At 69.7% G+C, this 24,556-nt stretch carries 17 protein-coding genes; 8 read left to right on the top strand and 9 right to left on the bottom strand.

The genetic code is table 11. The annotated features are described in order from the left end of the window. Positions 1-22: 22 nt before the first annotated feature. Both ispG and dxr read right to left on the bottom strand, forming a co-directional pair. Entirely contained in the window at positions 23-1,192 is a 1,170-nt protein-coding gene (gene ispG, locus ACFOYY_RS14925) for a flavodoxin-dependent (E)-4-hydroxy-3-methylbut-2-enyl-diphosphate synthase (RefSeq protein WP_352008403.1), read from the bottom strand. A 34-nt stretch (positions 1,193-1,226) separates the two neighbouring features. Beyond that, positions 1,227-2,411 (bottom strand): 1-deoxy-D-xylulose-5-phosphate reductoisomerase, encoded by a 1,185-nt coding sequence (gene dxr, locus ACFOYY_RS14920; protein ID WP_386190084.1) that lies wholly within the window; start codon positions 2,409-2,411, stop codon positions 1,227-1,229. Positions 2,412-2,535: 124 nt separating this feature from the next. Here dxr and ACFOYY_RS14915 point away from each other — a divergent pair, with 124 nt between their 5' ends. Beyond that, on the top strand, positions 2,536-3,654 hold the full coding sequence (locus tag ACFOYY_RS14915) for a trypsin-like serine peptidase (protein ID WP_386190083.1): 1,119 nt from the start codon (positions 2,536-2,538) through the stop codon (positions 3,652-3,654). A 45-nt stretch (positions 3,655-3,699) separates the two neighbouring features. On the opposite strand, the gene ACFOYY_RS14910 is transcribed toward ACFOYY_RS14915, so the two are convergent. Then, positions 3,700-5,127 carry an aldehyde dehydrogenase family protein gene (locus ACFOYY_RS14910; RefSeq protein ID WP_352008400.1) on the bottom strand — a complete coding sequence of 476 codons (1,428 nt, stop codon included), beginning with the start codon at positions 5,125-5,127 and terminating at the stop codon, positions 3,700-3,702. A gap of 214 nt (positions 5,128-5,341) precedes the next feature. Between ACFOYY_RS14910 and ACFOYY_RS14905 the strand changes: the two genes are divergently transcribed. After that, a complete protein-coding gene (locus tag ACFOYY_RS14905) occupies positions 5,342-5,968 on the top strand; it encodes a TetR/AcrR family transcriptional regulator (RefSeq protein ID WP_352008399.1) in 627 nt (208 codons plus the stop codon). A gap of 16 nt (positions 5,969-5,984) precedes the next feature. Here ACFOYY_RS14905 and ACFOYY_RS14900 read toward each other — a convergent pair whose 3' ends face one another. Next, positions 5,985-7,466, bottom strand: coding sequence for a PucR family transcriptional regulator (locus ACFOYY_RS14900; RefSeq protein WP_386190270.1), 1,482 nt, complete (start codon positions 7,464-7,466; stop codon positions 5,985-5,987). A gap of 98 nt (positions 7,467-7,564) precedes the next feature. Here ACFOYY_RS14900 and gabT point away from each other — a divergent pair, with 98 nt between their 5' ends. Beyond that, positions 7,565-8,917 (top strand): 4-aminobutyrate--2-oxoglutarate transaminase, encoded by a 1,353-nt coding sequence (gene gabT / locus ACFOYY_RS14895; RefSeq protein WP_352008397.1) that lies wholly within the window; start codon positions 7,565-7,567, stop codon positions 8,915-8,917. Positions 8,918-9,096: 179 nt separating this feature from the next. Continuing rightward, on the top strand, positions 9,097-9,342 hold the full coding sequence (locus ACFOYY_RS14890; RefSeq protein ID WP_352008396.1) for a hypothetical protein: 246 nt from the start codon (positions 9,097-9,099) through the stop codon (positions 9,340-9,342). 19 nt (positions 9,343-9,361) lie between these two features. Here ACFOYY_RS14890 and ACFOYY_RS14885 read toward each other — a convergent pair whose 3' ends face one another. The 4 genes from ACFOYY_RS14885 to ACFOYY_RS14870 form a co-directional block, all read right to left on the bottom strand. After that, the gene (locus tag ACFOYY_RS14885) at positions 9,362-10,588 is read right to left on the bottom strand and encodes a saccharopine dehydrogenase family protein (protein ID WP_362783638.1); all 1,227 of its coding nucleotides are present in this window, start codon (positions 10,586-10,588) and stop codon (positions 9,362-9,364) included. A gap of 160 nt (positions 10,589-10,748) precedes the next feature. Continuing rightward, positions 10,749-11,936: an extracellular solute-binding protein gene (locus tag ACFOYY_RS14880; protein ID WP_386190082.1), complete on the bottom strand. Its 1,188-nt coding sequence runs from the start codon at positions 11,934-11,936 to the stop codon at positions 10,749-10,751. A 121-nt stretch (positions 11,937-12,057) separates the two neighbouring features. Beyond that, positions 12,058-13,569: a CoA-acylating methylmalonate-semialdehyde dehydrogenase gene (locus ACFOYY_RS14875; RefSeq protein ID WP_386190081.1), complete on the bottom strand. Its 1,512-nt coding sequence runs from the start codon at positions 13,567-13,569 to the stop codon at positions 12,058-12,060. Beyond that, entirely contained in the window at positions 13,566-14,864 is a 1,299-nt protein-coding gene (locus ACFOYY_RS14870) for an aspartate aminotransferase family protein (RefSeq protein WP_352008392.1), read from the bottom strand. Before ACFOYY_RS14870 ends, ACFOYY_RS14875 begins: the two co-directional genes overlap by 4 nt. Positions 14,865-15,371: 507 nt before the next feature. On the opposite strand from ACFOYY_RS14870, the gene ACFOYY_RS14865 reads away from it, so the two are divergent. Next, positions 15,372-16,085, top strand: a complete 714-nt coding sequence (locus ACFOYY_RS14865; RefSeq protein ID WP_352008391.1) for a TetR/AcrR family transcriptional regulator C-terminal domain-containing protein — start codon at positions 15,372-15,374, stop codon at positions 16,083-16,085. A gap of 6 nt (positions 16,086-16,091) precedes the next feature. Here ACFOYY_RS14865 and ACFOYY_RS14860 read toward each other — a convergent pair whose 3' ends face one another. Then, positions 16,092-20,021 (bottom strand): hybrid sensor histidine kinase/response regulator, encoded by a 3,930-nt coding sequence (locus tag ACFOYY_RS14860; RefSeq protein WP_352008390.1) that lies wholly within the window; start codon positions 20,019-20,021, stop codon positions 16,092-16,094. A 196-nt stretch (positions 20,022-20,217) separates the two neighbouring features. On the opposite strand from ACFOYY_RS14860, the gene ACFOYY_RS14855 reads away from it, so the two are divergent. The 3 genes from ACFOYY_RS14855 to ACFOYY_RS14845 all read left to right on the top strand — a co-directional run bounded on the left by ACFOYY_RS14855 (position 20,218) and on the right by ACFOYY_RS14845 (position 23,931). Continuing rightward, positions 20,218-21,843 (top strand): PucR family transcriptional regulator, encoded by a 1,626-nt coding sequence (locus ACFOYY_RS14855; RefSeq protein WP_352008389.1) that lies wholly within the window; start codon positions 20,218-20,220, stop codon positions 21,841-21,843. Positions 21,844-21,852: 9 nt separating this feature from the next. Continuing rightward, a complete protein-coding gene (locus ACFOYY_RS14850) occupies positions 21,853-22,248 on the top strand; it encodes a cupin domain-containing protein (RefSeq protein WP_352008388.1) in 396 nt (131 codons plus the stop codon). A 219-nt stretch (positions 22,249-22,467) separates the two neighbouring features. Beyond that, complete coding sequence (locus tag ACFOYY_RS14845) at positions 22,468-23,931, top strand: phosphodiester glycosidase family protein (RefSeq protein ID WP_352008387.1); 1,464 nt, start codon at positions 22,468-22,470, stop codon at positions 23,929-23,931. Positions 23,932-24,556 lie beyond the last annotated feature (625 nt).

The raw sequence follows: 24,556 nt of genomic DNA, 5'->3' as shown, positions 1-24,556 counted from the left end.
TCCGGGCAGGGACGGCAACGGATTAACGGACGACGACCTCGGGGCCGGGGGCGTCCTCGTCGTCGAAGTCGATCTCCACACCCATCTCCTCGGCAAGCCGCAGGGCCTCCTCGATGAGGGTCTCCACGATCTGCGACTCGGGGACGGTCTTGATGACCTTGCCCTTGACGAAGATCTGGCCCTTGCCGTTGCCCGAGGCGACCCCCAGGTCGGCCTCCCGCGCCTCGCCGGGACCGTTGACCACGCAGCCCATCACCGCGACCCGCAGCGGGACCTTCAGGCCGGTCAGGCCCGCCTGGACCTGCTCGGCCAGGGTGTAGACGTCGACCTGGGCGCGTCCGCACGAGGGGCAGGAGACGATCTCCAGACCGCGCTCGCGGAGGTTCAGCGACTCCAGGATCGCGGCGCCGACCTTGACCTCCTCGACCGGAGGGGCCGACAGCGAGACCCGGATCGTGTCGCCGATGCCCTCGGCCAGCAGGGCGCCGAAGGCCACGGCCGACTTGATCGTGCCCTGGAAGGCGGGCCCCGCCTCGGTGACGCCCAGGTGGAGGGGGTAGTCGCAGCGCTGCGCGAGGAGCCGGTACGCCTGCACCATCACGACCGGGTCGTTGTGCTTGACCGAGATCTTGATGTCCTGGAAACCGTGCTCCTCGAACAGCGAGCACTCCCACAGCGCCGACTCGACCAGCGCCTCCGGGGTGGCCTTGCCGTACTTCTGCAGCAGCCTGGGGTCCAGGGAGCCGGCGTTGACGCCGATCCTGATCGGCACGCCGTGGTCGGCGGCGGCCCTGGCGATCTCACCGACCTTGTCGTCGAACTTCTTGATGTTGCCCGGGTTGACCCGGACCGCCGCGCAGCCCGCCTCGATCGCGGCGAAGACGTACTTCGGCTGGAAGTGGATGTCGGCGATGACCGGGATCTGGGATTTCCTGGCGATGATCGGCAGCGCGTCGGCGTCGTCCTGGGACGGCACGGCGACCCTGACGATCTGGCAGCCGGACGCGGTCAGCTCGGCGATCTGCTGGAGCGTCGCGTTGACGTCCGCGGTGAGCGTGGTGGTCATCGACTGCACGCTGACCGGCGCGTCACCGCCGACAGGAACGGAACCAACCATGATCTGACGGGATTTGCGTCGCTCGGCGATCGGCCTGGTCCTCACGGACGGGATCCCGAGAGCAACAGAAGTCATTTTCAGCCCTTGGTGAGTCGGGGACATCTCCAGTCTAGGCAGTAGCCGTGAGCTCCCGTGCCCGAATCCGTGCCCATTCGTCAGCGTCCAGCACCTCTGCGACCGTCTCCGCCGAGGTCACGGCGTGCTCGGAGACGACCGCGGCCACGGTGTCCACGATGCCGGTGAACGGCAGCCGCCCGGTGAGGAAGGCCTCGACGCAGACCTCGTTGGCGGCGTTGTAGACGGCCGGGGCCGTACCCCCCGCGGATCCGACGTGACGGGCCAGCGCGACGGCGGGGAACGCCTCGTCGTCGAGGGGCTCGAAGGTCCAGGTGTGGGCCCTGGTCCAGTCGACCGGAGGAGCCGCGGCCTGGACCCGTTCCGGCCAGCCGAGGGCCAGCGCGATCGGCAGCCGCATGTCGGGCGGGCTGGCCTGGGCGACGACCGAGCCGTCGACGAACTCGACCATCGAGTGCACGACCGACTGCGGGTGGACCACCACCTCGATCCGGTCGAAGCCGATGTCGAAGAGCAGATGGGCCTCGATGACCTCAAGGCCCTTGTTGACGAGTGTGGCGGAGTTCACCGTGACGACGGGCCCCATCGACCAGGTCGGATGCGCCAGGGCCTGCTCCGGGGTCACCCCGGTGAGCTGCTCCCTCGGCCTGCCGCGGAAGGGGCCGCCGCTGGCGGTGACGACCAGCCGCCGTACGGCGGAGGCGTCCGGCCCCTGCGGACCCGCGGCCCACAGGCACTGGGCCAGGGCGGAGTGCTCGGAGTCGACCGGCAGCAGTCTCCCGGGTTTGGCCAGCCGCTTGACCAGGGGACCGCCGATGATCAGCGACTCCTTGTTGGCCAGGGCGAGCACCCGGCCCGCCTCAAGCGCGGCCAGCGTCGAGGTCAGTCCGAGCGCCCCGGTGACGCCGTTGAGGACCACGTCGGACGGCCAGGCCGCCGCCTCGGCGACTCCCTCTGGCCCGGCCAGGACCGTGGGGCTCGCCCCGTGCCCGGCCAGTGCCCGCCGCAGTTCGGGCAGGGCGGCCGGATCGGCGACGGCCACCACGTCGGGCCCGAACTCGGCCGCCTGGCGGGCCAGCAGGTCGACCCTGCCACCCCCCGCGGCCAGGGCCACGACCCGGAACCGGGCGGGATTGCGGGCGATGACGTCGAGGGCCTGGGTCCCGATCGAGCCGGTAGAGCCGAGCAGGGCGACCGAACGCGTGGTGTCTGGCTGCACGGGCCCATTCTCCCGGATGGCCCCTCCCGGTCGGACCGCCGCCGAGGGTACGCAGAGCGCCGACAACCCTCGACTTTCACCGAAAGTAGCAACAAGAACACATCTGGTAGTGCAAACTCGGCCCATGACTTCGAGCCTCCCCCTGCTCCTGGGTGCCGTGCTCGTCGCCGGGCTGCTCGGCGCCCCCGCGACCGGCACGACGGCCCCCGAACACCGGCAGACCTCGCACGGACTGGCCGAACACCTCGCACAGCCGGCGACCCCGGGTGGAGACGACACCGGCGTCGCCGGGCACACGGGCGCGGGAAACTCCGCCGAGCAGCGCCGTGTGCTCGCCTACTGGACGCCCCGCCGGATGGCCGCCGCCGCCCCCATCGGCCTGCTCGGGCCGGTGACCGGCGTGCTCGGCGCGGTCACCGGCCTGCTCGGGCTGAAGGCCTCCTTCGAAACGCCCGGCACGGGACCCTCCGTCGTGAGACTCGCCGCGAGACCCGGCGGAAGGTCCGCCGTGCGGTCCGTCAAGGCCCCGCCGGGCGCGACCCGCACCCGGTACGGCGCGCGGGTCGGCGGTGCCCGCTGGGGCGCGGGCGGGCAGGTCGCCCGTACGACGGGGCGCGTGTTCATGACCCTCGGCGGGACCGACTTCGTGTGCTCGGCGAGTTCGGTCAGGAGCGCCAACGCGGACCTGGTCGTCACCGCGGGCCACTGCGTCAAGAACGGCACGGGCGCGTGGGCGGACAACTGGGTCTTCGTGCCCGGCTACGACCGGGGGCGACGGCCGTACGGGCAGTTCACGGCCCGGCGCATGTTCGTGACGGGCGCGTGGGCGCGGGGCGGTGACGACAGCCACGACATCGGCATGGTCGCGGTCAACCCGCGGGGCGGCAGGCACCTGGCCGAGGTCGTCGGCGTCCAGGACATCGCCTTCGACACCGCCAGGGGCCGTCAGACCCACGGTTTCGGCTTCCCCGCCGACCTGCCCTACGACGGCGAGAACCTGGTCTTCTGCGCGGGGACGGTCCGTGACGACCCGCACGGCCAGACCAGCGACCAGGGCCTGCGCTGCGACATGACCGCCGGGTCGAGCGGCGGCCCCTGGCTGAGCGGCTTCGACCCCGTGACCGGGCACGGCACGGTCACCTCGGTGAGCAGCTTCAAGTACAGCGACGACCGCGGCACGATGTACGGCCCCTACTTCGGTGAGACCGCCAGACGGCTCTACGCCGTCGCCCAGAGATCATGAGGGTACGGCCCGCGCCCCAGGGTGCGGGCCGTACCTCTCTGGGGCCTACAGGGAGAGCCCGGTCAGGACCATGACCTTCTCGTAGGTGAAGTCGGCGATGGCGGAGCGGATGCCCTCGCGGCCGACGCCGGACTCCTTGATGCCGCCGTAGGGCATCTGGTCGGCGCGGTAGGACGGAACGTCCCCGATGACCACGCCGCCCACCTCGAGCTCGCGGTTGGCGCGGAAGGCGACGTCCAGGTTGCGGGTGAACACCCCGGCCTGCAGACCGTACTTGGAGTCGTTGACCGTGGCGAACGCCTCGTCCACGCCGGAGACCGACTGGACGATCATCACCGGGCCGAAGACCTCCTCGCAGGAGACCTTGGCGTCGTGCGGGACGTCGGCGAGCACGGTCGGGGCGACGGTCGCGCCCTCGCGGGTGCCGCCCGCCAGCAGCCGGGCACCGGCCGCCACGGCCTCCTTGACCCACTGCTCGACGCGCTCCGCGGCCTCGACCGAGACCAGCGGCCCGACCTGGGTCCGGTCGTCGGCGGGGTCGCCGACGACCAGGGCCTCGACCGCGGGCACCAGCCTGGCCAGGAAGTCCTCACGCACGGACTCCTCGACGATCACACGCTGGACGGCGATGCAGCTCTGCCCGGCCTGGTAGTTGGAGAACAGCGCGACCCTCGAAGCCGCCCAGTCGAGGTCGGCGTCGGCGAGCACGACCGCGGCGGCGTTGCCGCCGAGCTCCAGGGTGACGTGCTTGCGCGGCACCTGGTCCATGATCGCGTAACCGACGGGGCCGGAGCCGGTGAAGGAGACCACCGGCAGGCGCGGGTCCTCGACCAGGGCGCCCGCGCGGTCGTTGGGCACCGGCAGCACGGAGAACATGCCCTCGGGCAGGTCGGTCTCGGCCAGGATCTCGCCGAGCACCAGGGCGGAGAGCGGGGTCGCGGGGGCCGGCTTGACGATGACCGGCGCGCCGACCGCGATGGCGGGGGCGACCTTGTGGGCCACCAGGTTGAGCGGGAAGTTGAACGGCGTGATCGCCAGGACCGGGCCGTGCGGGACGCGCGAGATGTAGGCGAGACGGCCCGCGGAGCCGGCCTCGGTGTCCAGGCGCATGACCTCGCCGCTGAGCCTGCGGGTCTCCTCGGCCGCGAACCTGAAGGTGGAGATCGCGCGGTTGACCTCGCCACGGGCCCAGAAGATCGGCTTGCCGTTCTCCTCCATGATCAGCCGGGCGAGCTCCTCGGCGCGCTCGGCCAGGCGGCGCGAGACGTGGGCGAGGGCGTCGGCCCGCACGTGGATGGGGAGCGCGGCGGCCTGCCCGCGCACGGCCACCGCCGCTGCGACGGCCTCCTCGACCTGGTCGGCCGTCGGCACTGAGCAGAGGCCGACGACACGGCCGTCGTGTGAGTTGGTCACGGTGAGCTCGGCGTCCCCGGTGGCGGGACGGCCGGCGAGCCAGAAGGGGCGCACGTCCATGCTCAGACGGTATGCCAACCGCCGCGACGGGGCGTTACTCCAGGGCGTACAAGACGGTCAGCGCGATGCGCCGTTCCGTATGTCCTCTTCTCTCTTGGGGGCTGTAACGAAACCGGCCCGCTTTATGGATATTCCTATATGACGACGGTTTGAACGATCTTCGCTCTGGCTAAGTCACGGTTGCAACTCCCTCACAGCGGAAGGGCGTGGCCGCATGACCTCTCCGGCGCCGCGCGGGCTGCAGGGTGCCTATCACCTCGGCGAACGGGCGGGCCAGGACGAGCTTCGCGGACGGCTCCTCGACGTGGCCAGTCAGCTTCTCGTCACCGTCGGCCCGGAAAGCCTGTCGATGCGCCGCATCGCCACCGAGGCCGGGTGCTCGACGACGGTCGTCTACACCATGTTCGGCAGCAAGGAAGGGCTGGCCGAGGCGCTCTACCTTGAGGGGTTCGAGCGGTTCAGACGGCGCCTTGAGGCCGTGCCTCCGCGCAGGAACGCCCTTGAGCACCTCACCGCGCTCGGTCCCGCCTACCGGGAGGCCGCCCTGGCCGAGCCCGGTTACTACGCCCTGATGTTCGAGCGGGCCATCCCCGGTTTCGTGCCGAGTGAGCGGGCCAGGACCCTGGCCAGGGCCGCGCTCAACATCCTCGACCGGGTGATCGCGGACTGCATCTCCGCCGGATACATCATCCCGACCCAGCCCAGGAGGATCGCCGACGCCCTCTGGGCCGCCGCGCAGGGCGCCATCAGCCTGGAGCGGTCGGGTCACCTGCGGGACGGCGAGACCTACAACGCGGTCACCTACGCCACCATCTCCCGTTATCTGACCGAGAAGCCGTGACCTGCGGAGGACGTGGTCATCCCGCCGTGGTCAGCGCGACCCAGAGCTCCGCGCGGGCGCCGGGGTCGTCGAGGTCGCGGCCGAGAAGCTCGGCGACACGGCGCATACGGTAACGCAGGGTGTGCCGGTGCACGCCGAGCCGTTGCGCGGCGGCGTCCCAGTGGCCGTTGCAGGCCAGGTAGGCGCGCAGGGACTCCAGCAGGTCGGCGCGCGAGCCGTACTCGCGCAGGGGGGCGAGCAGCGCGGCGGAGAACGCCTCGGCCGCCTCGGCGTCCAGCAGGGACAGCAGACCCTGGCCCGCCAGGTCGGCGAAGCGCGTCACACGCTCGGTGCCGCGACCGGCCGCGGCCAGTGCCCGGTCCGCCTGGCCGAGTCCGGCGTGCAGGTCGTCGAGACCGACCGGGGCGCCGAGACCGACCTCGCCGTACTCGGCGAGTGCCTGGGCCACCTCGTCCGCGAGGCCCTCGGGGGCGAGGACGACCACCCGCTCCGCGTCCGGCGCGGCGAAGACTCCGGTGGGGGCCCCGGCGAAGCCCGCCGCGACGGCGTCGAGCACCGCCTCCCGGTCGCCGCGGACGGCCAGCACGACCAGCCGGTCCACGGGCAACGTCTCCCCCAGCAGGTCCAGGACCTCCCGCCCTGCCTCGGCCTGCCCGGCCAGCAGCAACCTCAGCACGGCCGCGCGGATCCTGCGCTCGGCGGCCAGATGTTCCCTGCCGTGCTCGATGGCCAGCGTCAGCAGCGACCCGGCGGCGTTGACCACGGTGTGCGCGACCGGTGTGAACGGCCGCTCCGCGCCGACCGCGAAGAACCCCCTGACCCGGCGGGCGCCGAGTGGTTGCACGACGATGTGCTCGGCCGGGGTGGACAGCGCCAGGCTCGCCGGGGCGCCGCGTCCCGCGGGTTTCCTGAGCCGCTCCAGTTCGGGCAGCAGCCTGGTGACGTGGGAGGCGTCCCTGCCCGCCGCGTGCCGTACGGCCCCCGCCTCGTCGAGCAGTGCGGCCCAGCCGCCCAGTTCGTGGGCCAGGCGGTCGATCACCGCGGCGGCCCCCTCCGGGCGGAGCGCGGCGCGGGTCAGGCGTCCCTGGGCGGCGAAGGCGCGGCTGATCTCCTCGTACTGTTCGGCGGCGATCAGGTCGCTGACCAGCTTGCTGATGGCCACGAACGGGGTGTCGCGGGGCACCTCGATCAGCGGCAGGCCCGCCAGCGCCGCGGCCTCGACCAGCCCGGCGGGGATCTCCTCGTGCCCGAGGCCGACGCCGAAGCCGAGACCGGTGACGTTCCTGGCCACGAGCCTGCCGACGTAGGGGGCCGCGTCCGCCTCGTGCAGGCGCATACCGGTGGTCAGCACCAGTTCGCCGCCCTCAAGGAAGGGGGTGGGGTCCTCAAGCTCGCTGACCGCGACCCAGCGGACCTGGCTGTCGAGCGCGTCGTGCCCGGCCAGCACGGCGAGTTTGAGCGGCAGACGCCGCACGACGGTGCGGAGCGTCGGTGCCACGATCACCCCCGGATTTGTACGTTACGGCAAGAGTGCTGTCGGTAATTTTGCCATAGTGCATCATCCGCATCCCGGTACGCGCGACATACCGTCACAGCATGAGCACCGTCACCCAGGGCGGCCCCTCGCTTCCTCAGGAGCGCCGGGTCGTCACCGAGATTCCCGGCCCCAAATCCCGCGAGCTGTTCGCGCGCAAGCAGGCCGCCGTTCCTCCGGGCATCGGCACCACGCTGCCCGTCTTCGTGACGCAGGCCGGGGGCGGTGTGGTCGTCGACGCCGACGGCAACTCACTGATCGACTTCGGCTCCGGCATCGCGGTGACCAGCGTGGGCAACTCCGCCCCGCGCGTGGTCGAGCGGGTGACCAGGCAGGTCGCGGACTTCACGCACACCTGTTTCATGGTCACTCCCTACGAGTCCTACGTCCGGGTCTGCGAGAGGCTCAACGAGCTGACCCCGGGTGACCACGAGAAGCGCACCTTCCTGCTCAACAGCGGCGCCGAGGCCGTGGAGAACGCGGTCAAGGTGGCGCGGCACGCCACGGGGCGCCAGGCGGTCGTCGTCTTCGACCACGGCTACCACGGCCGCACGCTGCTGACGATGACGCTGACGGCCAAGAGCATGCCGTACAAGCACGGGTTCGGGCCGTTCGCCCCCGAGGTCTACCGGATGCCGCTGGCCTACCCCTTCCGCTGGCCGACCGGCCCGGAGAACTGCGCCGAGGAGGCCGCGGCCCAGGCGATCGACCAGATCGGCAAGCAGATCGGCGCGCAGAACGTGGCCGCCGTGGTGATCGAGCCGATCGCGGGCGAGGGCGGCTTCATCGAGCCGGCCAAGGGCTTCCTGCCCAGGATCGCGGAGTTCTGCCGGGAGAACGGCATCGTCTTCATCGCCGACGAGGTCCAGACCGGTTTCGCGCGCACCGGCCACCTGTTCGCCTGTGAGGACGAGGGCGTCGTCCCCGACATCATCGTCACCGCCAAGGGCATCGCGGGCGGCCTGCCCCTGTCGGCCGTCACCGGCAGGGCCGAGCTGCTCGACAAGGTCCACGTCGGCGGTCTCGGCGGCACCTACGGCGGCAACCCGCTGGCCTGCGAGGCGGCGCTGGGTGTGATCGAGACCATCGAGGCCGAGGACCTGACCGGCAGGGCCCGTCACATCGGCGAGGTCATGCTCCCCCGGCTGCGGGCCGTGGCGGAGCGCAACCCGGTGATCGGTGACGTGCGCGGCCGGGGCGCCATGATCGCGATCGAGCTGGTCGTCCCCGGCACCAAGGAGCCGCACCCGACGGCGGCCGGCGAGATCGCCGCCAGGTGCCACGCGGAGGGGCTGCTCGTGCTGACCGCCGGCACCTACGGCAACGTTCTGAGATTCCTTCCGCCGCTGGTCATGCCCGACCACCTGCTCGAAGAGGGACTGACGATCCTGGAGAAGATCATCAGCGAGATCTAACGGTTTGGATCACCGCAAAAGGGGCACCCGGCTTAAGACTGGGTGCCCCTTTTATTGCGTTATGGAAGGCGCACAGGGAGTGATTTAACCACCGCTTGACACTTACCACACCGATCACGGACGGAAACGGCGTTATAACGGTTCCGGTATAAGACTTCGCGATCAAGACGGGAGACGTGATGGACTGGCGGCATACCAGGGCGGCACGGATCACGGCGACGTTCGACCCGGAGGGCCTCACCCGGGCTCAGTGCGAGGGCGACGCCTGTGTTACCTGCCACAAGAGATGGCCCCGGCCAAGGATCAGGATCGGCAGGCTGCCCAACGACTCCCCGCTGTTCGCCTGCGACGAGTGCGCCGAGGCACTGGTCCAGGAGACCGAGGAGAACATCTACCACCTGCCCCGCCGCGCGGCCTTCTTCTGAGGCTCGCCTCCGCGCCGTCTCAGGCGGACAGCAGCGCCCCGTGCGTCTGCTCCCGCATCCTCCACGGCGAGCCGTAGTCATCGAGCAGGTCCAGGAACGGCACCGCGTCGAACGCCTCGGGTCCCAGCACCCCCGAGCCCGCCCAGACCCCGCTCGCCAGCAGTTCGAGCGCGACCACCGGGTGCAGCGCCGTCTGCCACACCACGGCCTGGCAGCCGTACTCCCGCATCGACCACGCGTTGTCCACCACGTGGTACAGGTAGACCTCCCTGGGCGCGCCGTCCTTGCCGACGCCCTTCACCCAGGTGCCCGCGCACGTCTTGCCGCGCATCCGCTCGCCGAGCGTCGCCGGATCGGGCAGGGCCGCGGCGACCACGTCCCTCGGTGAGGCCTCGACACCACCGACCCGGATCTTGCCCGCGTTGTCCAGGCCGAGCTTGCGCAGGGTCTTCAGAACGCCGATGAACTCCTCGCCGAGACCGTACTTGAACGTCACCCGCCCGGCGTCGATCCAGCGCGGCACGAGCAGGACCTCCTCGTGCTCGACGTTGACGCACTCGACGGGGCCGATCCCCTCGGGGAAGTCGAACACCTCGGGTTCGCTGAACGGCTCGGTGGTGTGCCAGGCGCCGTCCTCCCAGACCACCGGGGGGTTCAGGCACTCCTCGATGGTCGTCCAGATGGAGAAGGTCGGCGCGAAGTCGTAGCCCTCGACCACCAGGTTCGACCCGTCGCGGACACCGATCTCCTCGATGCTCTCGAAGAGGTGCTCGGCCGCGTAGCGCGCGAACACGTCGGCCAGCCCCGGTTCGACCCCCATGCCGACCAGCGCGAGGCGACCTCTGTCCCGCCACCGCCCGGTCAGAGCGAACTGCTCGTCACCGAGCTTCACCCCCGGCAACTCGTACGGCCTGCCCGGGTGGGGGCGGGACAGCGACATCGCCATGTCCAGGTAGTCCGCCCCCGCGTTGAGCGCGGCCCTGAACAGCGGCATGGTGAAACGCGGATCGACGGCGTTGAGGAGCACGTCGCAGCGGTGCCCGGCCAGGGCGGCCTCGACCGCCTCCTGGTCGGAGGCGTCCAGCGTGATCGCGCTGAACCGCGGGTCACCGGCTCTGGCCACCGCGGCGGTGGCCCGGCTCTGTTGAGAGTCGGCCACCACGATGTGTTCGAAGAAATCTCGGCGCGCCGCGATGGGGACGACGGCCGAGCCGACCCCGCCCGCTCCCACAAGAAGGATTCTCATGGCGGGATCCTATCCACTGACTGGTCAACCAGTTGATATTCGGGACGTGATTTCACCACCGGATTCGTCGCGGGTGACGGACGCCCCCACGGAAACCGTGGCCGCCTCACACATGGTCGGAGAGGGCGTCCCGTTCAGCCGCGGGCGGTGGCCACCCCGCTCACTTCACCAGGTCCTTCCACCTTTTTTCCCATTCGGTGTAGTCAGTGCATTCCCCACCCGAACCACCGCAGTCCTTCGTTGGACGGGCGGCGAAGAGGACACGCCCGAGCTCGCGGTCGTCACGCGCGTGGTAGGCGTCGCACAGCCTCCGGACCTCGCCGTCGCAGGCCTTGACGTTGGCGGGCGCCAGCCCCGTCCAGGCGGCGGCCGAGTGCTGCGTGTCCGCGGAGCCGACCCAGTTGAGCCACTTGTAGGCGCAGTTGGGGCTGGTGGCGCCGGTCCCGACCATCCAGGCGTCGGCCCACCCGGTCACCGGCCCCTTCTCCCGCTCGACCGTCCTGCCCGCGCGCTCGAAGAGATCCAGGTGGTACGGCAGCGCCTGGGCCACGTGCGCCTCCCCCGTCGAGAAGGCCTGGATCACCTCCAGGGTGCTCGTCCAGTACACCCGGCGGGGCCCGTCGTGCTCGGCCAGCAGCCCGACGGCGGCGTCGAGCTGGGCGGGGGTGAGCTGGTAGGGGTCCTTGACCCCCAGCTCCGGCCTGGTCCGTCTGAGTGCCAGGGCGGCGTCGGCGATGCTCAGCGGGGTGTCCCTGACGGCCGACTGCTCCGTCCGGTAGACCGCGTCCGGCCCGTCGGGGGCGCCGGGCTCGCGTATGACCTGGTTGGTCCCCCACAGATAGGGGACTCCGTAGACCTTGCCGCTCGCGTCCCGGGTGGCGGGCAGTTCACGCAGCCGCCGGGGGATGTCCTTGTAGGACCGCAGGAGCGTGGTGTCCAGCGGCCTGACCGCGCCGTCCGCGATCAGCCTGCCGGCCAGGTCGGGGGAGGCCGAGATCACGTCGTAGGAGGCCGAACGGACCTTCTCCGCCATCTCCTCGCCGGAGTGGACCCGGTCGAGCCTGCTGACCCTGCAGCCGGTGAGCTTCTCGAAGGGCGAGAGCCAGTCGGCGCTCGCGGTCGCGCCGCCGTACTCGACGTGGCCCTGGTAGGTGAGCACCTGCAGGGTGCCCTCCCCCTTGCCGATCGACGCCGAAGGCTTCGGGCTCGGTGTCGGGGACCGCGTGTCCTGAACGGCCGCCCGCCGGGCGAGCGCGCCGGGGGCCGTCGCGACCGGGAGACAGACCGTCAGGGCCACAACACCGGCCAGTGCGCCGAGGCGTGTACGCCGGAACCTGTCCCCGCTCACGCAGCTCCCCCTACGACTCGATCTGTCCGGAGCCTATCGGCCGCCCGCGGAGCCCCGTCCACATACGGAGCGGCCCCACGGGAGATCTTCCCGCGGGGCCGTCCCGTCACCGCCCGCGCGGCTACCGGTTGGTCGGGAATCCGAGGTTGACCCCACCGTGGCTCGGGTCGAGCCAGCGGGAGGTGACGACCTTGCCCCGGGTGTAGAAGTGCACGCCCTCCGTGCCGTGGACGTGGCTGTCGCCGAACAGTGACGCCTTCCAGCCGCCGAAGCTGTAGAAGGCCATCGGCACCGGGATCGGCACGTTGATGCCGACCATGCCGACCTCGACCTCGTTCTGGAAGCGCCTGGCCGCGCCGCCGTCGTTGGTGAAGACGGCGGTGCCGTTGCCGTACTCACCGCTGTTGATCAGGCCGAGCCCCTCCTCGTAGGAGGAGACGCGCACGATCGACAGCACCGGCCCGAAGATCTCCTCGCGATGGACGCGGGAGTCGGCCGGGACGTGGTCCAGGACCGTCGGGCCGAGCCAGAAACCGGGGGTCTCCTCGGCCGTCGTGCCACCGCGCACCGGGGTCAGGCGGCCGTCCACGACGAGCTTGGCCCCCTCTGACACCCCCAGGTCGAGGTAGGAGACCACCTTGTCGCGGTGTGCCCCGGTGACCAGCGGTCCCATCTCGGAGGCCGGGTCGTCGCCGGGGCCGACGGTCAGCGCCGAGACTCGGGAGACGATCTTGTCGACCAGCTCGTCCCCGATCGGGTCGACGGCGAGCACGACGGAGATCGCCATGCACCGCTCCCCCGCGGAGCCGAAGCCCGCCGAGACCGCCGCGTCGGCGACGAGGTCGAGGTCGGCGTCGGGCAGCACGAGCATGTGGTTCTTCGCGCCGCCGAGCGCCTGTACCCGCTTGCCCGCCGCGCTGCCGGTCTCGTAGACGTAACGGGCGACCGGGGTCGAGCCGACGAACGAGACGGCCCGCACGTCGGGGTGCTCAAGCAGCCGGTCGACCGCGACCTTGTCACCCTGGAGCACGGTGAAGACACCGTCGGGCAGCCCCGCCTCCTTCCAGAGCCCGGCCAGCAGCAGGGAGGCGGACGGGTCCCGCTCCGAGGGTTTCAGGATGAAGGCGTTGCCCGCCGCGATCGCGATCGGGAACATCCACATCGGCACCATGGCCGGGAAGTTGAACGGGGTGATGCCCGCGACGACGCCCAGCGGCTGACGGATCGAGTAGGAGTCGACCCGGGTCGAGACGCCCTCGGAGAAGCCGCCCTTGAGCAGGTGCGGGATGCCGCAGGCGAACTCGACGACCTCGATGCCCCTGGCGACCTCGCCCAGCGCGTCGGAGTGGACCTTGCCGTGCTCGGCCGAGATGAGCCGGGCCAGCTCGTCACGGTTGGCGTTCAGGAGCTCACGGAAGCGGAAGAGCACCTGTGAGCGCTTGACCAGCGAGGAGTCCCTCCATGCGGGGTAGGCGGCCACGGCCGAGGCGACGGCCGCGTCCACCTCCTCCGTCGAGGCCAGGTGGACGTGCCCGGCCACCCGGCCGGTCGCCGGGTCGAAGATCTCCGACGTACGGCCCGCCTCGGGAACCTCGGTGAGGACGCCGTCGATCCAGTGGGTGATGTTCTTCACGACGTGACCTCGGCGTTGACGGTTTCGAGCGCGTTGACGATGATCCCGAGGCCCTCGGCGGCCTCGTCCTGGGTCAGGGTGAGCGGCGGGGCCATCCGCAGCACGTTGCCGTACAGGCCGCCCTTGCCCGCCAGCAGGCCCGCCTTCTTCGTCTCCTCCATGAACCTGGCCGCGATCGCGGGAGAGGGTGCCCCGGTCGCCGGGTCGACCAGTTCGACGGCGAACATCAGGCCCTTGCCCCGCACGTCGCCGACGATCGGCAGACGCGGCGCGGCCTGCCTGAGCCCGTCGATGATCAGAGCGCCGGTCCTGGCGGCGTTGGCCTGCAGGTCGTGGTCGAGCACGTAGTCGAGGGTGGCGTTGGCGGCGGCCATGGAGATCGGGTTGCCGCCGAAGGTGGCGAGGCCGGCCGCGTGCGGGCCGTCCATCAGGTCACCCCGCGCCACGACGCCGCCGACCGCGAAGCCGTTGCCGAGCCCCTTGGCGAAGGTCATCATGTCCGGCGTGACGCCGTGGTTCTGGATGCCGAAGAACGCCGAACCGGTACGGCCCCAGCCGGTCTGCACCTCGTCGGAGATGAACAGGACGCCCTCGGCGTCGAGGACCTCCTTGTAGGCGGCGAACAGCCCGTCGGGCGCCATGCTGAAGCCGCCGACCCCCTGGATCGGCTCGGCGATCAGCGCGGCCACGTCGCCTCCGACGGAGGTGGCGAGCACGTGGCGCAGGTCGTCCACGCAGGCGGCGATGTAGTCGGCGTCGGACAGGCCGCGGAACTGGGTCAGGTGCCGGTCGGCGCCGTGCAGGAAGTGCACGTTCAGCGGCGACAGGGAGTTGTTCTTCCAGGAGCGGTTGCTCGTCACGCTGATCGCCCCGAAGGAGCGGCCGTGGTAGCTCTGCCGCATGGCCAGGACCTGGTCGGACCGGCGGGCGTAGGTCGCCAGCAGCAGCGCGGTCTCGTTGGCCTCGGTGCCCGAGTTGGTGAAGAAGACCTTGGCGTTCTCGATGCCGGAGAGCCGGGCGATCTTCTCGGCGAGCTCGACCTGGCCGCGGAGCAGATAGACCGTGGAGGTGTGCACCACGCCGGTCGCGAGCTGACGTTCCACGGCCTCGCGCACCTCGGGCACGTCGTAGCCGATCATGTTGGTCAGGATGCCCGCGAAGAAGTCCAGATAGCTCTTACCGGAGGCGTCGACGACCCGGTTGCCCTTGCCGCCGACGATCTCGATGGGCTCGTTGTAGTAGAGGGCCAACCAGTTGGGCATTACCGCGCGGTGGCGTGCAAAAAGGTCCGACATACAACGAGTATGTCGGGTTACCTCACCTGCTCAAACCACCAGACTGTCGGGATATGACCGGCAAAGCCGTCATGTTGTTAGAACGCCGTTCCAGTCCTACCTCCGAGTTCCTGTACGGCTTGCGCCCTGCGACGGTTGGCGCAAGCCGTACAGGATGCCGGGCGGAGCACCCCCCAGGTTCCCCGCCCGGGCTTCTCGGAGGAGGCGGCCCCGGCCAGACCGGGACGCCGTGAGTCGCCTGAGCCACGAAGGCCCCGAACGCCACGGGCCCTCGCACCGGCACGCCCGGACGTTCGCCAGACGCGGGCTGTGCCGGCCATGTCCACCTCCACGGGCTCGGGCGACTCATGAACCATCGTCGCCCATATTTCCCACTTAAGCAATCTGAAATACATGAATTTTTGGCACCCTTCCGTGACATCCCCCTCACCCTCGGATGCCCGCCCTCGACACTCGCACATTGTGCGATAAATCGAACACCGTATTATCAGCCGTATGCTTAGGGATGTGGAACAGCCCCTGTCCTCGGTGTGGACCCGTGAGAAGCGTCCTTCGAAGAGCCCGACGCTGAGCCGGGCGCAGATCGTGCGCGCGGCCATGGAGATCCTCGACGCCGAGGGGATGGAGGCGCTGAGCATGCGCCGCCTGGGCACCAAACTCGGGGCGGGGGCCACGAGCATCTACTGGCACGTGGCCAACAAGGACGACCTTCTCGAACTCGTCCTCGACGAGGTCTTCAGCGAGGTCCCGCCGTTCGACCCGGAGACGAGCGGCTGGCGCGACGCGGCCTCGGCCTTCGCCTACGGTGTGCGCCAGGCGCTCTTCGCCCACCCCTGGTCCGCGGTGCTCATCGGCACCATGCCCAGCATCGGCCCCAACGCCATGCGCCTGTCCGACGGGCTGATGCGCACCTTCGCCAAGGCGGGGTTCACCGGCATGGGCCTGGACCACGCCGCCTCGACGATGATGGCCTACGTGCTGGGCACGACCCTGCCGGAGATCGCCTGGCGGTCCGCCACCAGGCGATCCGGGCTGAACGAGCAGGACCTGGTCAAGGCGATGACGGACATCGTGACCCGTGCCGCGAACGACTATCCCGAACTGGCCGCCCGCTACTCCGAGTACGCCGACCTCGACCAGCAGGCCCTTCGCGCCGTCAACTTCGACTTCGGGCTCACCTGCTTCCTCGACGGCCTCGAAGCGCGCCTCAAGCAGCGATGAGGGGGCTCACGGCGACATCCACTGCTGGATGCGGGTGAGCAGTTCCTGCGCGTCGACGGGTTTGGTGACATAGTCGCTCGCCCCCGCCGACAGTGTCTTCTCCCGGTCGCCCTGCATGGCCTTGGCCGTGACCGCGATGATCGGCAGGTCCGCGAAGCGCGGCATCTTGCGGATGGCCGCGGTGGCCGCGTAACCATCCATCTCCGGCATCATGATGTCCATCAGGACCAGGTCGACGTCCTCGTTGCACGACAGCATCTCGATGCCCTTGCGGCCGTTCTCCGCGTACAGCACCCGCATGCCGTGCAGTTCCAGGATGTTGGTCAGCGCGAAGACGTTGCGCACGTCGTCATCGACCACCAGCACCTTCTTGTCGGCCAGTACGGCGTCCGCCTCCCGGAGCGCGTGGGGCCGCTCGTCCAGGTCAGGCCGTACCAGTGGCAGAACCGCGCCGCGCGCCTGGGCCGACAGGTGCAACGTGATGCGCTCGCGCAGTTCGTCGAGACTCGGCAGGAGCTCCAGAGGCTGGGGATTCGAACGACCCTTGAGAAGGTCCTCCTGCGGCCGGGTGAGCGTGCGGGTGTGGTGGGCGAGCACGGGCAGCTCACGCAGCACCGGGTCCTCCTCAAGCCCGCGCAGGAACTCCGCCGCCCCGTCCTGCCACATCCCGAGGTCGAGCACGATGCAGTGATGGTCGTCCCGCCTCAGGGCCTCGACCGCGGTGACGGGGTCGTTGGCCGTGGCCACCCTGACCGGCCCGTGCGTCTCGTCCAGGTCGGCCGCGACGCTCTCGGCGAGCTGGGACAGCAGCCCGCCCCGGCGTGACTCGACGACGAGCAGGCGGCGCCCCTCCCCACCGGCCTGTTCCTCCCCCGGCGGGACGACCGCCCTCGCCACGGGCCCGGCGGCCGGAACGTCACGGCCGCGGGGGGCGACGTCCGCGACCGGCAGCCGGAGGCTGAAGGTGCTGCCCTGCCCCAGGACGCTGACCGCCCTGATCTCGCCCTTGAACAGGGCCGCGATCTCACGGCTGATGGACAGTCCCAGACCGGTGCCGCCGTATCTGCGGCTGGTGGTCCCGTCGGCCTGCTGGAAGGCGTCGAAGATCTGGGAGAGGTTCTCCTCGGCGATGCCGATCCCGGTGTCCACGACGTGGAAGGCGAGCACCTCCTGGCCCGGGACCCCCAGCAGGTCGGTCTCCTCGATCAGCTCGATGCGCAGCCCGACCGAACCCCTCTCGGTGAACTTCACCGCGTTCGACAGCAGGTTGCGCACCACCTGGCGCAGCCGCTGCTCGTCCATGAGCAGCTCTCCGGGCACGTCCGGGGCGATGGTGACGTCGAACCTGAGACCCTTCTCCGTGGTCAGCGGTCTGAAGGTGGCCTCGACGTAGTCGAGCAGGCGCCGTAGCGGCAGCGGCTCGACGCTGACGTTCATCTTGCCGGCCTCGATCTTGGACAGGTCGAGGATGTCGTTGATCAGCTGCAGCAGGTCGGTGCCTGCCGAGTGGATGACGTTGGCGTACTCCACCTGCTTGGCGGTGAGGTTGCGGGCCGGGTTCTGGGCCAGCAGCTGGGCCAGGATCAGCAGCGAGTTGAGCGGGGTGCGCAGTTCGTGGCTCATGTTCGCCAGGAACTCGCTCTTGTACTTGGAGGCCAGGGCGAGCTGCTTGGCACGTTCCTCAAGCTCCTGGCGGGCCTGCTCGATCTCCCTGTTCTTCGTCTCGATGTCGCGGTTCTGCCGGGCGAGCAGCTCGGCCTTCTCCTCAAGCTCGGCGTTGGAACGCTGGAGTTCCTCCTGCCCCATCTGCAGTTCCGTGGCCAGGCGCTGTGACTCGGCGAGCAGGGAGTCGGTCCGGGCGTTGGCGACGATGGTGTTGACGTTGACGCCGATGGTGCCGACCAGCTGTTCGAGGAAGGCCCGGTGCACCGGGGTGAACCTGTTCAGGCTGGCCAGCTCGATCACCCCGAGCACCTGATCCTCGACGATGATCGGCAGGATGATGAGGTTGACCGGCCCTGCCGCCCCCAGGCTTGAGGAGATCGTGAGATAGCCGTCGGCGATGTCCTCGACCAGGATGGGGCGTTTGGCCAGGGCCGCCTGCCCCACCAGCGACTCCCCGAAGCCGTAGCGGCGGCTGGTGTCCCGATGACCGTAGCCGCCGACGACCCGCAGCTCCGAGCGGCCACCCGCCTCCTCGGCGAGCAGGAACGTGCCATGCTGCGCGCGGACCAGCGGGGCCAGCTCGTTCATCACCAGTTCGGCCACGACGGCGAGATCACGATGACCCTGCATGAGACCGGAGATGTGGGCCAGGTTGGACTTGAGCCAGTCCTGCTCCTGGTTGGCCAGGGTGGTCTCCCGCAGGGACTTCACCATGGAGTTGATGTTGTCCTTGAGCTCGGCCACCTCCCCCGAGGCGTCCACGGTGATGGAACGGGTCAGATCGCCCGAGGTCACGGCGCTGGTCACCTCGGCGATCGCACGGACCTGACGGGTGAGGTTGCCCGCGAGCTCGTTGACGTTCTCGGTCAGCCGCTTCCAGGTGCCCGAGACACCCTCGACCTCCGCCTGGCCGCCGAGCCGTCCCTCGCTGCCGACCTCACGGGCCACCCGCGTGACCTCCGCGGCGAACGACGACAGCTGGTCCACCATCGTGTTGATGGTGTCCTTCAGCTCCAGGATCTCCCCTCTGGCGTCGACCCGGATCTTCTGCGACAGGTTGCCCTTGGCGACCGCGGTGGTGACCTCGGCGATGCTGCGCACCTGCGCGGTGAGGTTGTCGGCCATGACGTTGACCGACTCGGTGAGCGCCTTCCAGGTGCCGGAGACTCCCTTGACGTCCGCCTGGCCGCCGAGCCGCCCCTCCGTGCCGACCTCACGGGCCACCCTCGTCACCTCGTCGGCGAACGACGACAGCTGGTCCACCATCGTGTTGATGGTGTCCTTCAGCTCCAGGATCTCCCCCCGCGCGGAGACCGTGATCTTCTGCGACAGATCACCCCTGGCCACCGCGGTCGCCACCTGGGAGATGTTCCGTACCTGGTCGGTGAGGTTGCCCGCCATGTAGTTCACCGAGTCGGTCAGGTCGCGCCAGGTGCCGGAGACGCCCTTGACGTCCGCCTGCCCGCCGAGCCGCCCCTCGGTACCCACCTCACGGGCCACCCTCGTCACCTCGTCGGCGAAGGAGGAGAGCTGGTCGACCATCGTGTTGATGGTGTTCTTCAGCTCCAGGATCTCCCCCCGCGCGGAGACCGTGATCTTCTGCGACAGGTCGCCCCTGGCCACCGCCGTGGTGACCTGCGCGATGCTGCGCACCTGGTCGGTGAGGTTTCCCGCCATGAAGTTCACCGAGTCGGTCAGGTCACGCCAGGTCCCCGCGACGCCGGTCACCTCCGCCTGCCCGCCGAGCCGCCCCTCCGTGCCGACCTCACGGGCCACCCTCGTCACCTCGTCGGCGAACGACGACAGCTGGTCCACCATCGTGTTCAGGGTGTTCTTCAGCTCCAGGATCTCGCCTCGGACGTCCACCGTGATCTTCTGCGAGAGGTCACCGGTGGCCACGGCGGTGGCGACCTGGGCGATGTCACGGACCTGGTCGGTCAGGTTGCCCGCCATGGCGTTGACCGAGTCGGTGAGGTCCTTCCAGGTGCCGGAGACGCCGGGCACCTCGGCCTGCCCGCCCAGCTGGCCCTCGGTCCCGACCTCACGGGCCACCCGCGTCACCTCGGAGGTGAACAGGGAGAGCTGGTCCACCATCCCGTTGAAGACGGTGGCGATCTCCTTGAGCAGACCGTCGCCCTCGTCGGGCAACCGGGTGCCGAAGTCACCGTCCCGTACGGCGGTGAGCCCCGCCAGAAGCTGACGCAGATCGAGCTCCTCCACACCGGCGGCCTGTGTGGAACCACGTCTCGTTCCGTCCGTAGTCTCAACCATGTTCACCACCGCGTTCGTTCGGCCGAGAAAAGGTCAAGTCATCCTAAGGCCAGTGGACGGGGAGGCCGGGCGGTTGATGATTAGGCGGGAAATCCGCCTGAACGCAGAGAAAGGTCCACTCAAAGAGGGAGTTGACCTTTCAGGCTGTAAAGCAGGCGGCATTCTAACTTACAGGCTGATCGGATACTCTCAACGAGTGCTCCCAACCATCGCCGACGTTCTCGCCCTGGACACCGTCCGCCGGGGCAACCCACGGGTGGTCGCGGGAGCCGACCGGCTCGGCACCCGGGTCCGCTGGGTCCACGTCGGCGAGGTCACCGACATCGCCCACCTGCTGCGCGGCGGAGAACTCGTTCTCACCACCGGCATCGCGCTGCCCGACGACCAGGAGGGCCTGACGGCCTACGTCGCCGAGCTGGCCGCCGTCGGCGCGTCCGGCCTGATCGTCGAACTGGGCCGCAAGTTCATCAGGGAGCTGCCCCGATCGGTGATCAACGCCGCAGAGAAGCACGGCCTGCCCCTGGTCACTCTCGCCCGCGAGACCCCCTTCGTGCAGATCACCGAGTCGGTGCACGCCAGGATCATCGACATCCAGCTTGAGGAGCTGCGCGCCTCAGAGCAGCTCCACGAGGTGTTCACCGAGCTGTCGGTCGAGGGCGCCTCCCCGGCGGAGGTCCTCAGCCAGGTCGCACGCCTCTCCGGGCGCCCCGTGCTGCTGGAGAACCTCGCCCACCAGGTGCTCGCCTGTGAGACGGCGGGCCGCGACACCGGGACGCTGCTGGCCAGCTGGGAGACCCGCTCACGGGCGGTCGCCCCCGAGGGCAGGACCGCCTACGACTCCTCCTCCGGCTGGCTGGTCACCACGGTCGGCGCGCGCGGCCAGGACTGGGGCCGCCTGATCCTGCTCTGCGAGGGCATCCCGGGGCCGCGTGACGTCGTGCTCGCCGAGCGCGCCGCGACCACCCTCGCCCTGGGCCGCCTGCTGGAACGCCATCAGGAGTCCCTTGAGCGCCAGGCCCACGGCACGATCATCACCGGCATCCTGACCCACTCCTACGCCGACCCGGAGGAGGCCGCCGCCCGCGCCAGGGCGGTCGGCGTGCCGCTCACCGGACGCAAGCTGATCAGCGTGGTGCTACGCCTGTGTGATCCACAGGACGACTCCCTCGAAGGGCAGGAGCGGCTCGTGAGGCTCGACGAGCTGGCCGAGGCCGCCGCCTCCGCCTGCCGCGACGCCCGCCTCCCCGCCCTTGTCGGCGCCCTGGACCAGGACCGCGTCGGCGTCCTGCTCCCCCTGCCCCCGCGGACCCTCGCCGAGCCCTCGCTGACCGCACTCGCCGACCGCCTGCGAATGACCTTCGCCACACCCTTCGTCCTGGCCGCCGGATCCGTGGTCGACTCGCTCCGCGACGTACGGCGCAGCTTCCTCGAAGCCGAGCAGGTCGCGGACGTGGCCGTCAGACAACCCGACGGACGCCCCTTCTACCGGCTGCCGGACCTGCGTCTACGTGGCCTTCTGCACCTGCTCCGGGACGACGCCCGCCTGCAGACCTTCGCCGAACGCGAGCTCGGCTCCCTGCTGGCCCACGACGCCCAGCGCGGCGGCGACCTGACCGGAATCCTGCGCGTCTACCTGGCCGCGGGCCGCAACAAGGCCGTCGCCGCGCAGAAGGCCCACCTGTCGAGGCCCGCCTTCTACGACCGGCTCCGTAGGCTGGAACGTGTTCTCGACATCGACCTGGACGATGTCGAGTCCTGTCTCTCCCTCCACGTGGCGCTTCTGGCGCTGGAGTCGTTCCGGAGAGACAACCCCCGCACCTGAAAGGCCCCCATGCCCGAGATCCTCGTCCCCGAGGCCGCCGACCTTGCCCGCATGGTCGGCGCCGCAGGCGTCTTCGCCGTCCCCGCCGGAGACGTACGGCTGTCGCCCGACGAGCTGGACCCCGCCCAGATCCTCGCGGGCTCGCCCCAGGTCTCCTCCGTGGAGCTCTGGTCGTCGCCCGACGGCTCGCAGAGCCGGGGAATCTGGGAGATAACCCCCGGAACCGTGACCGACGTGGAGAACGACGAGATCTTCGTGGTCCTGGCCGGCCGCGCGACCCTCGAAGTCGAGAACGGCACCAGCATCGAACTCACTCCGGGCTCGGTCTGCCTGCTCTCCGCAGGGACCAAAACGACCTGGATCGTCCACGAGACCCTTCGCAAGGTGTATCACTCCGTGTCCTGAGTCCCGGCTACGGGCCGTATGGAAAGTGGATTTCCATACGGCCCATTCGCTTGGCGCAGGTCCCTCGCGTAACAGAGGGTCTGAGGAGCTTCGCCCGCAAAGACACCGTGTGGGAAAGAACACTTTCTCAATACGTTTAGCGTGTTTCGCCCACCCCGGTAGGTAGATCTTCGGCACGATGGTACGCCGCAGTCTGATCACCAACGGGGAGAGATATTCATGTCACGACGTCTCGTCGTCGGGCTTTCCGCCATCACACTCGTAGCGACAGCGATGCCCGCCCAGGCGGGACAGGCGACCCTGCCCTTCCCCTCCTCGGCGTTCCCGCTCGGCGAACGAGTGGCCCCGGTGACGAAGCAACGCAACGTGGCCCCCGGAGTCGACCTTTTCACCGTAAGGCACGGCACATCCACCCAGGGCTGGACCGTGGCCGTGCTGATGCCCAACGGGCACGAGGACGGCAGTCTGGCCACCGCCCAGGCGAAGGCCTCCGAGGTCGAGTCCGCCGGATTCACCCCGGAGGTCCAGAAGGTCGTCCAACCCGCCGCCGCTGACGCCCCCTCCGTGGAACGCTATCTGGTCCGCGTCGGGCAGTGGCCGTTCAAGAAGCGCGCCGAGGCGGACAAGGTGGTCAAGGAGCTCAAGGGATTCGACATCAAGGCCAAGGCCGACTACCTCGGTGACGACGGCCTGGAGACGACCGGCCCCTGGAACCTGCGTGTGCTGACGATCGACCCCAGAACCTTCCGGGGATCGTTCAAAACGAGCATCGGCAAGTCCATCGCCAAGCGCGAGACCACCAGTTCGATGGGCAAGCTCGTCGGTGCCATCGCCGGCGTCAACGGCGGCTTCTTCAACATCCACACGGTCAAGGAGATCAAGGGAGATCCGATGGGGATCTCCGTGGTCGGCGGCAAACTCCTCAGCGAGGCCGTGGAAGGCCGGACCGGACTGATCCTGAACGGCAGGAAGGTCAAGATCACCGAGTTGAGGTCGGCTGTCACAGCCACTTCATCCGACGGGGAGAAGACCGCGATCCAGGGAGTCAACCGGGCGCCGGCCGCCGACGAACTCGTCCTCTACACCGAGGAGTTCGGCACCAAGACCGCGGCCGACGGCGGCACCGAGGCCGTGATCGACCCCCAGGGAAGGGTCGTCTCGGCCCGTCAGGCGGGTGGCGTCGTCCCGCGCGGTTTCTCCGTACTGCACGGCACCGGCCTCATGTCCGACTGGCTGCTCGAACACGCCGCGGAGACCGCGACGGTGAAGGTGGACACCAAGGTCATCGATCTGCGGACCCGGCGGGCCGTTCCCCTCACCCCCGAGACATACGTCATGGCGGGCGGCGTAGGTCTGGTCAAGAACGGCCGAATCCACATCACCGCTCTCGCCGACGGGCAGGCCTCCCTCAACATGATGCTCCGCCGTCACCCTCGGACGATGGCGGGCGTCACCAAGAACGGCGGACTGATCCTGGCCACCATCGACGGCCGCATCCCGGGCGTCACCGTGGGAGCGTCGATGGTCGAGGCCGCTCAGTTGATGCGCTGGCTGGGCGCCAAGCAGGCCATCAACCTCGACGGAGGCGGATCGAGCGCGATGGTGGTCCGTGGGAAGGTCGTCAACCAGCCCTCGGACGGTGCCGAACGTCCGGTCGGCGACGGCCTGTTCGTCACCCCCTGACCCTGTTTGACTTCAACGCCCTGGTCGCTCCGACCAGGGCGTTGTCATTTCCGCTACGGGGAGGCACCAGGCACCGTCCTCCAAGCACCGGAGCACACCCCGTACGGCGCCCGCCCGACCCTCCCACCGCCCACCCTCGAAACCCAGAAAGGGGCGGCCCCCGCCGCCCCTCAAACACCCCCGCACTCCCAGGCCGGGCACAAACACGAAAAAAAAGGGGGCAGTCGCCGGCCACCCCGCGCCCCAGGCACCCCGCCTGGAACGGAACCCCACCCACCACAACACCCCTGGAAGACCGGATAAAGCCGACCGGACGAGCGGTAACCATCCTGTCCAGCGAACCCCACACCCTCCCACCCCGCTCCTGAAACAAAAAAAGGGGGCGGCTTTCGCCACCCCCAACCCCAGACATCCCGCCCAGAACGCAACCCCACCCGCACCAAACACCCCCGGGACCCCCGGAGCCAGGCGCAAAAGGGGCAACCCCGCTACCCCTCAACCACCCCCGCACTCCCAGGCCAGGCACCAACTCCCAGGCCAGGCACAAACAAAAAAAGGGGGGCCACCCCGAAAAGGATGACCCCCCACAAAAAATTGTCCGGCGGCGACCTACTCTCCCACACCG

It is taken from the genome of Streptosporangium jomthongense, assembly GCF_042650425.1.
Lineage (GTDB): Bacteria > Actinomycetota > Actinomycetes > Streptosporangiales > Streptosporangiaceae > Streptosporangium.
Note: the sequence above shows the minus strand (reverse complement) of the source record. Positions and strands in the feature narration are given on the sequence as shown.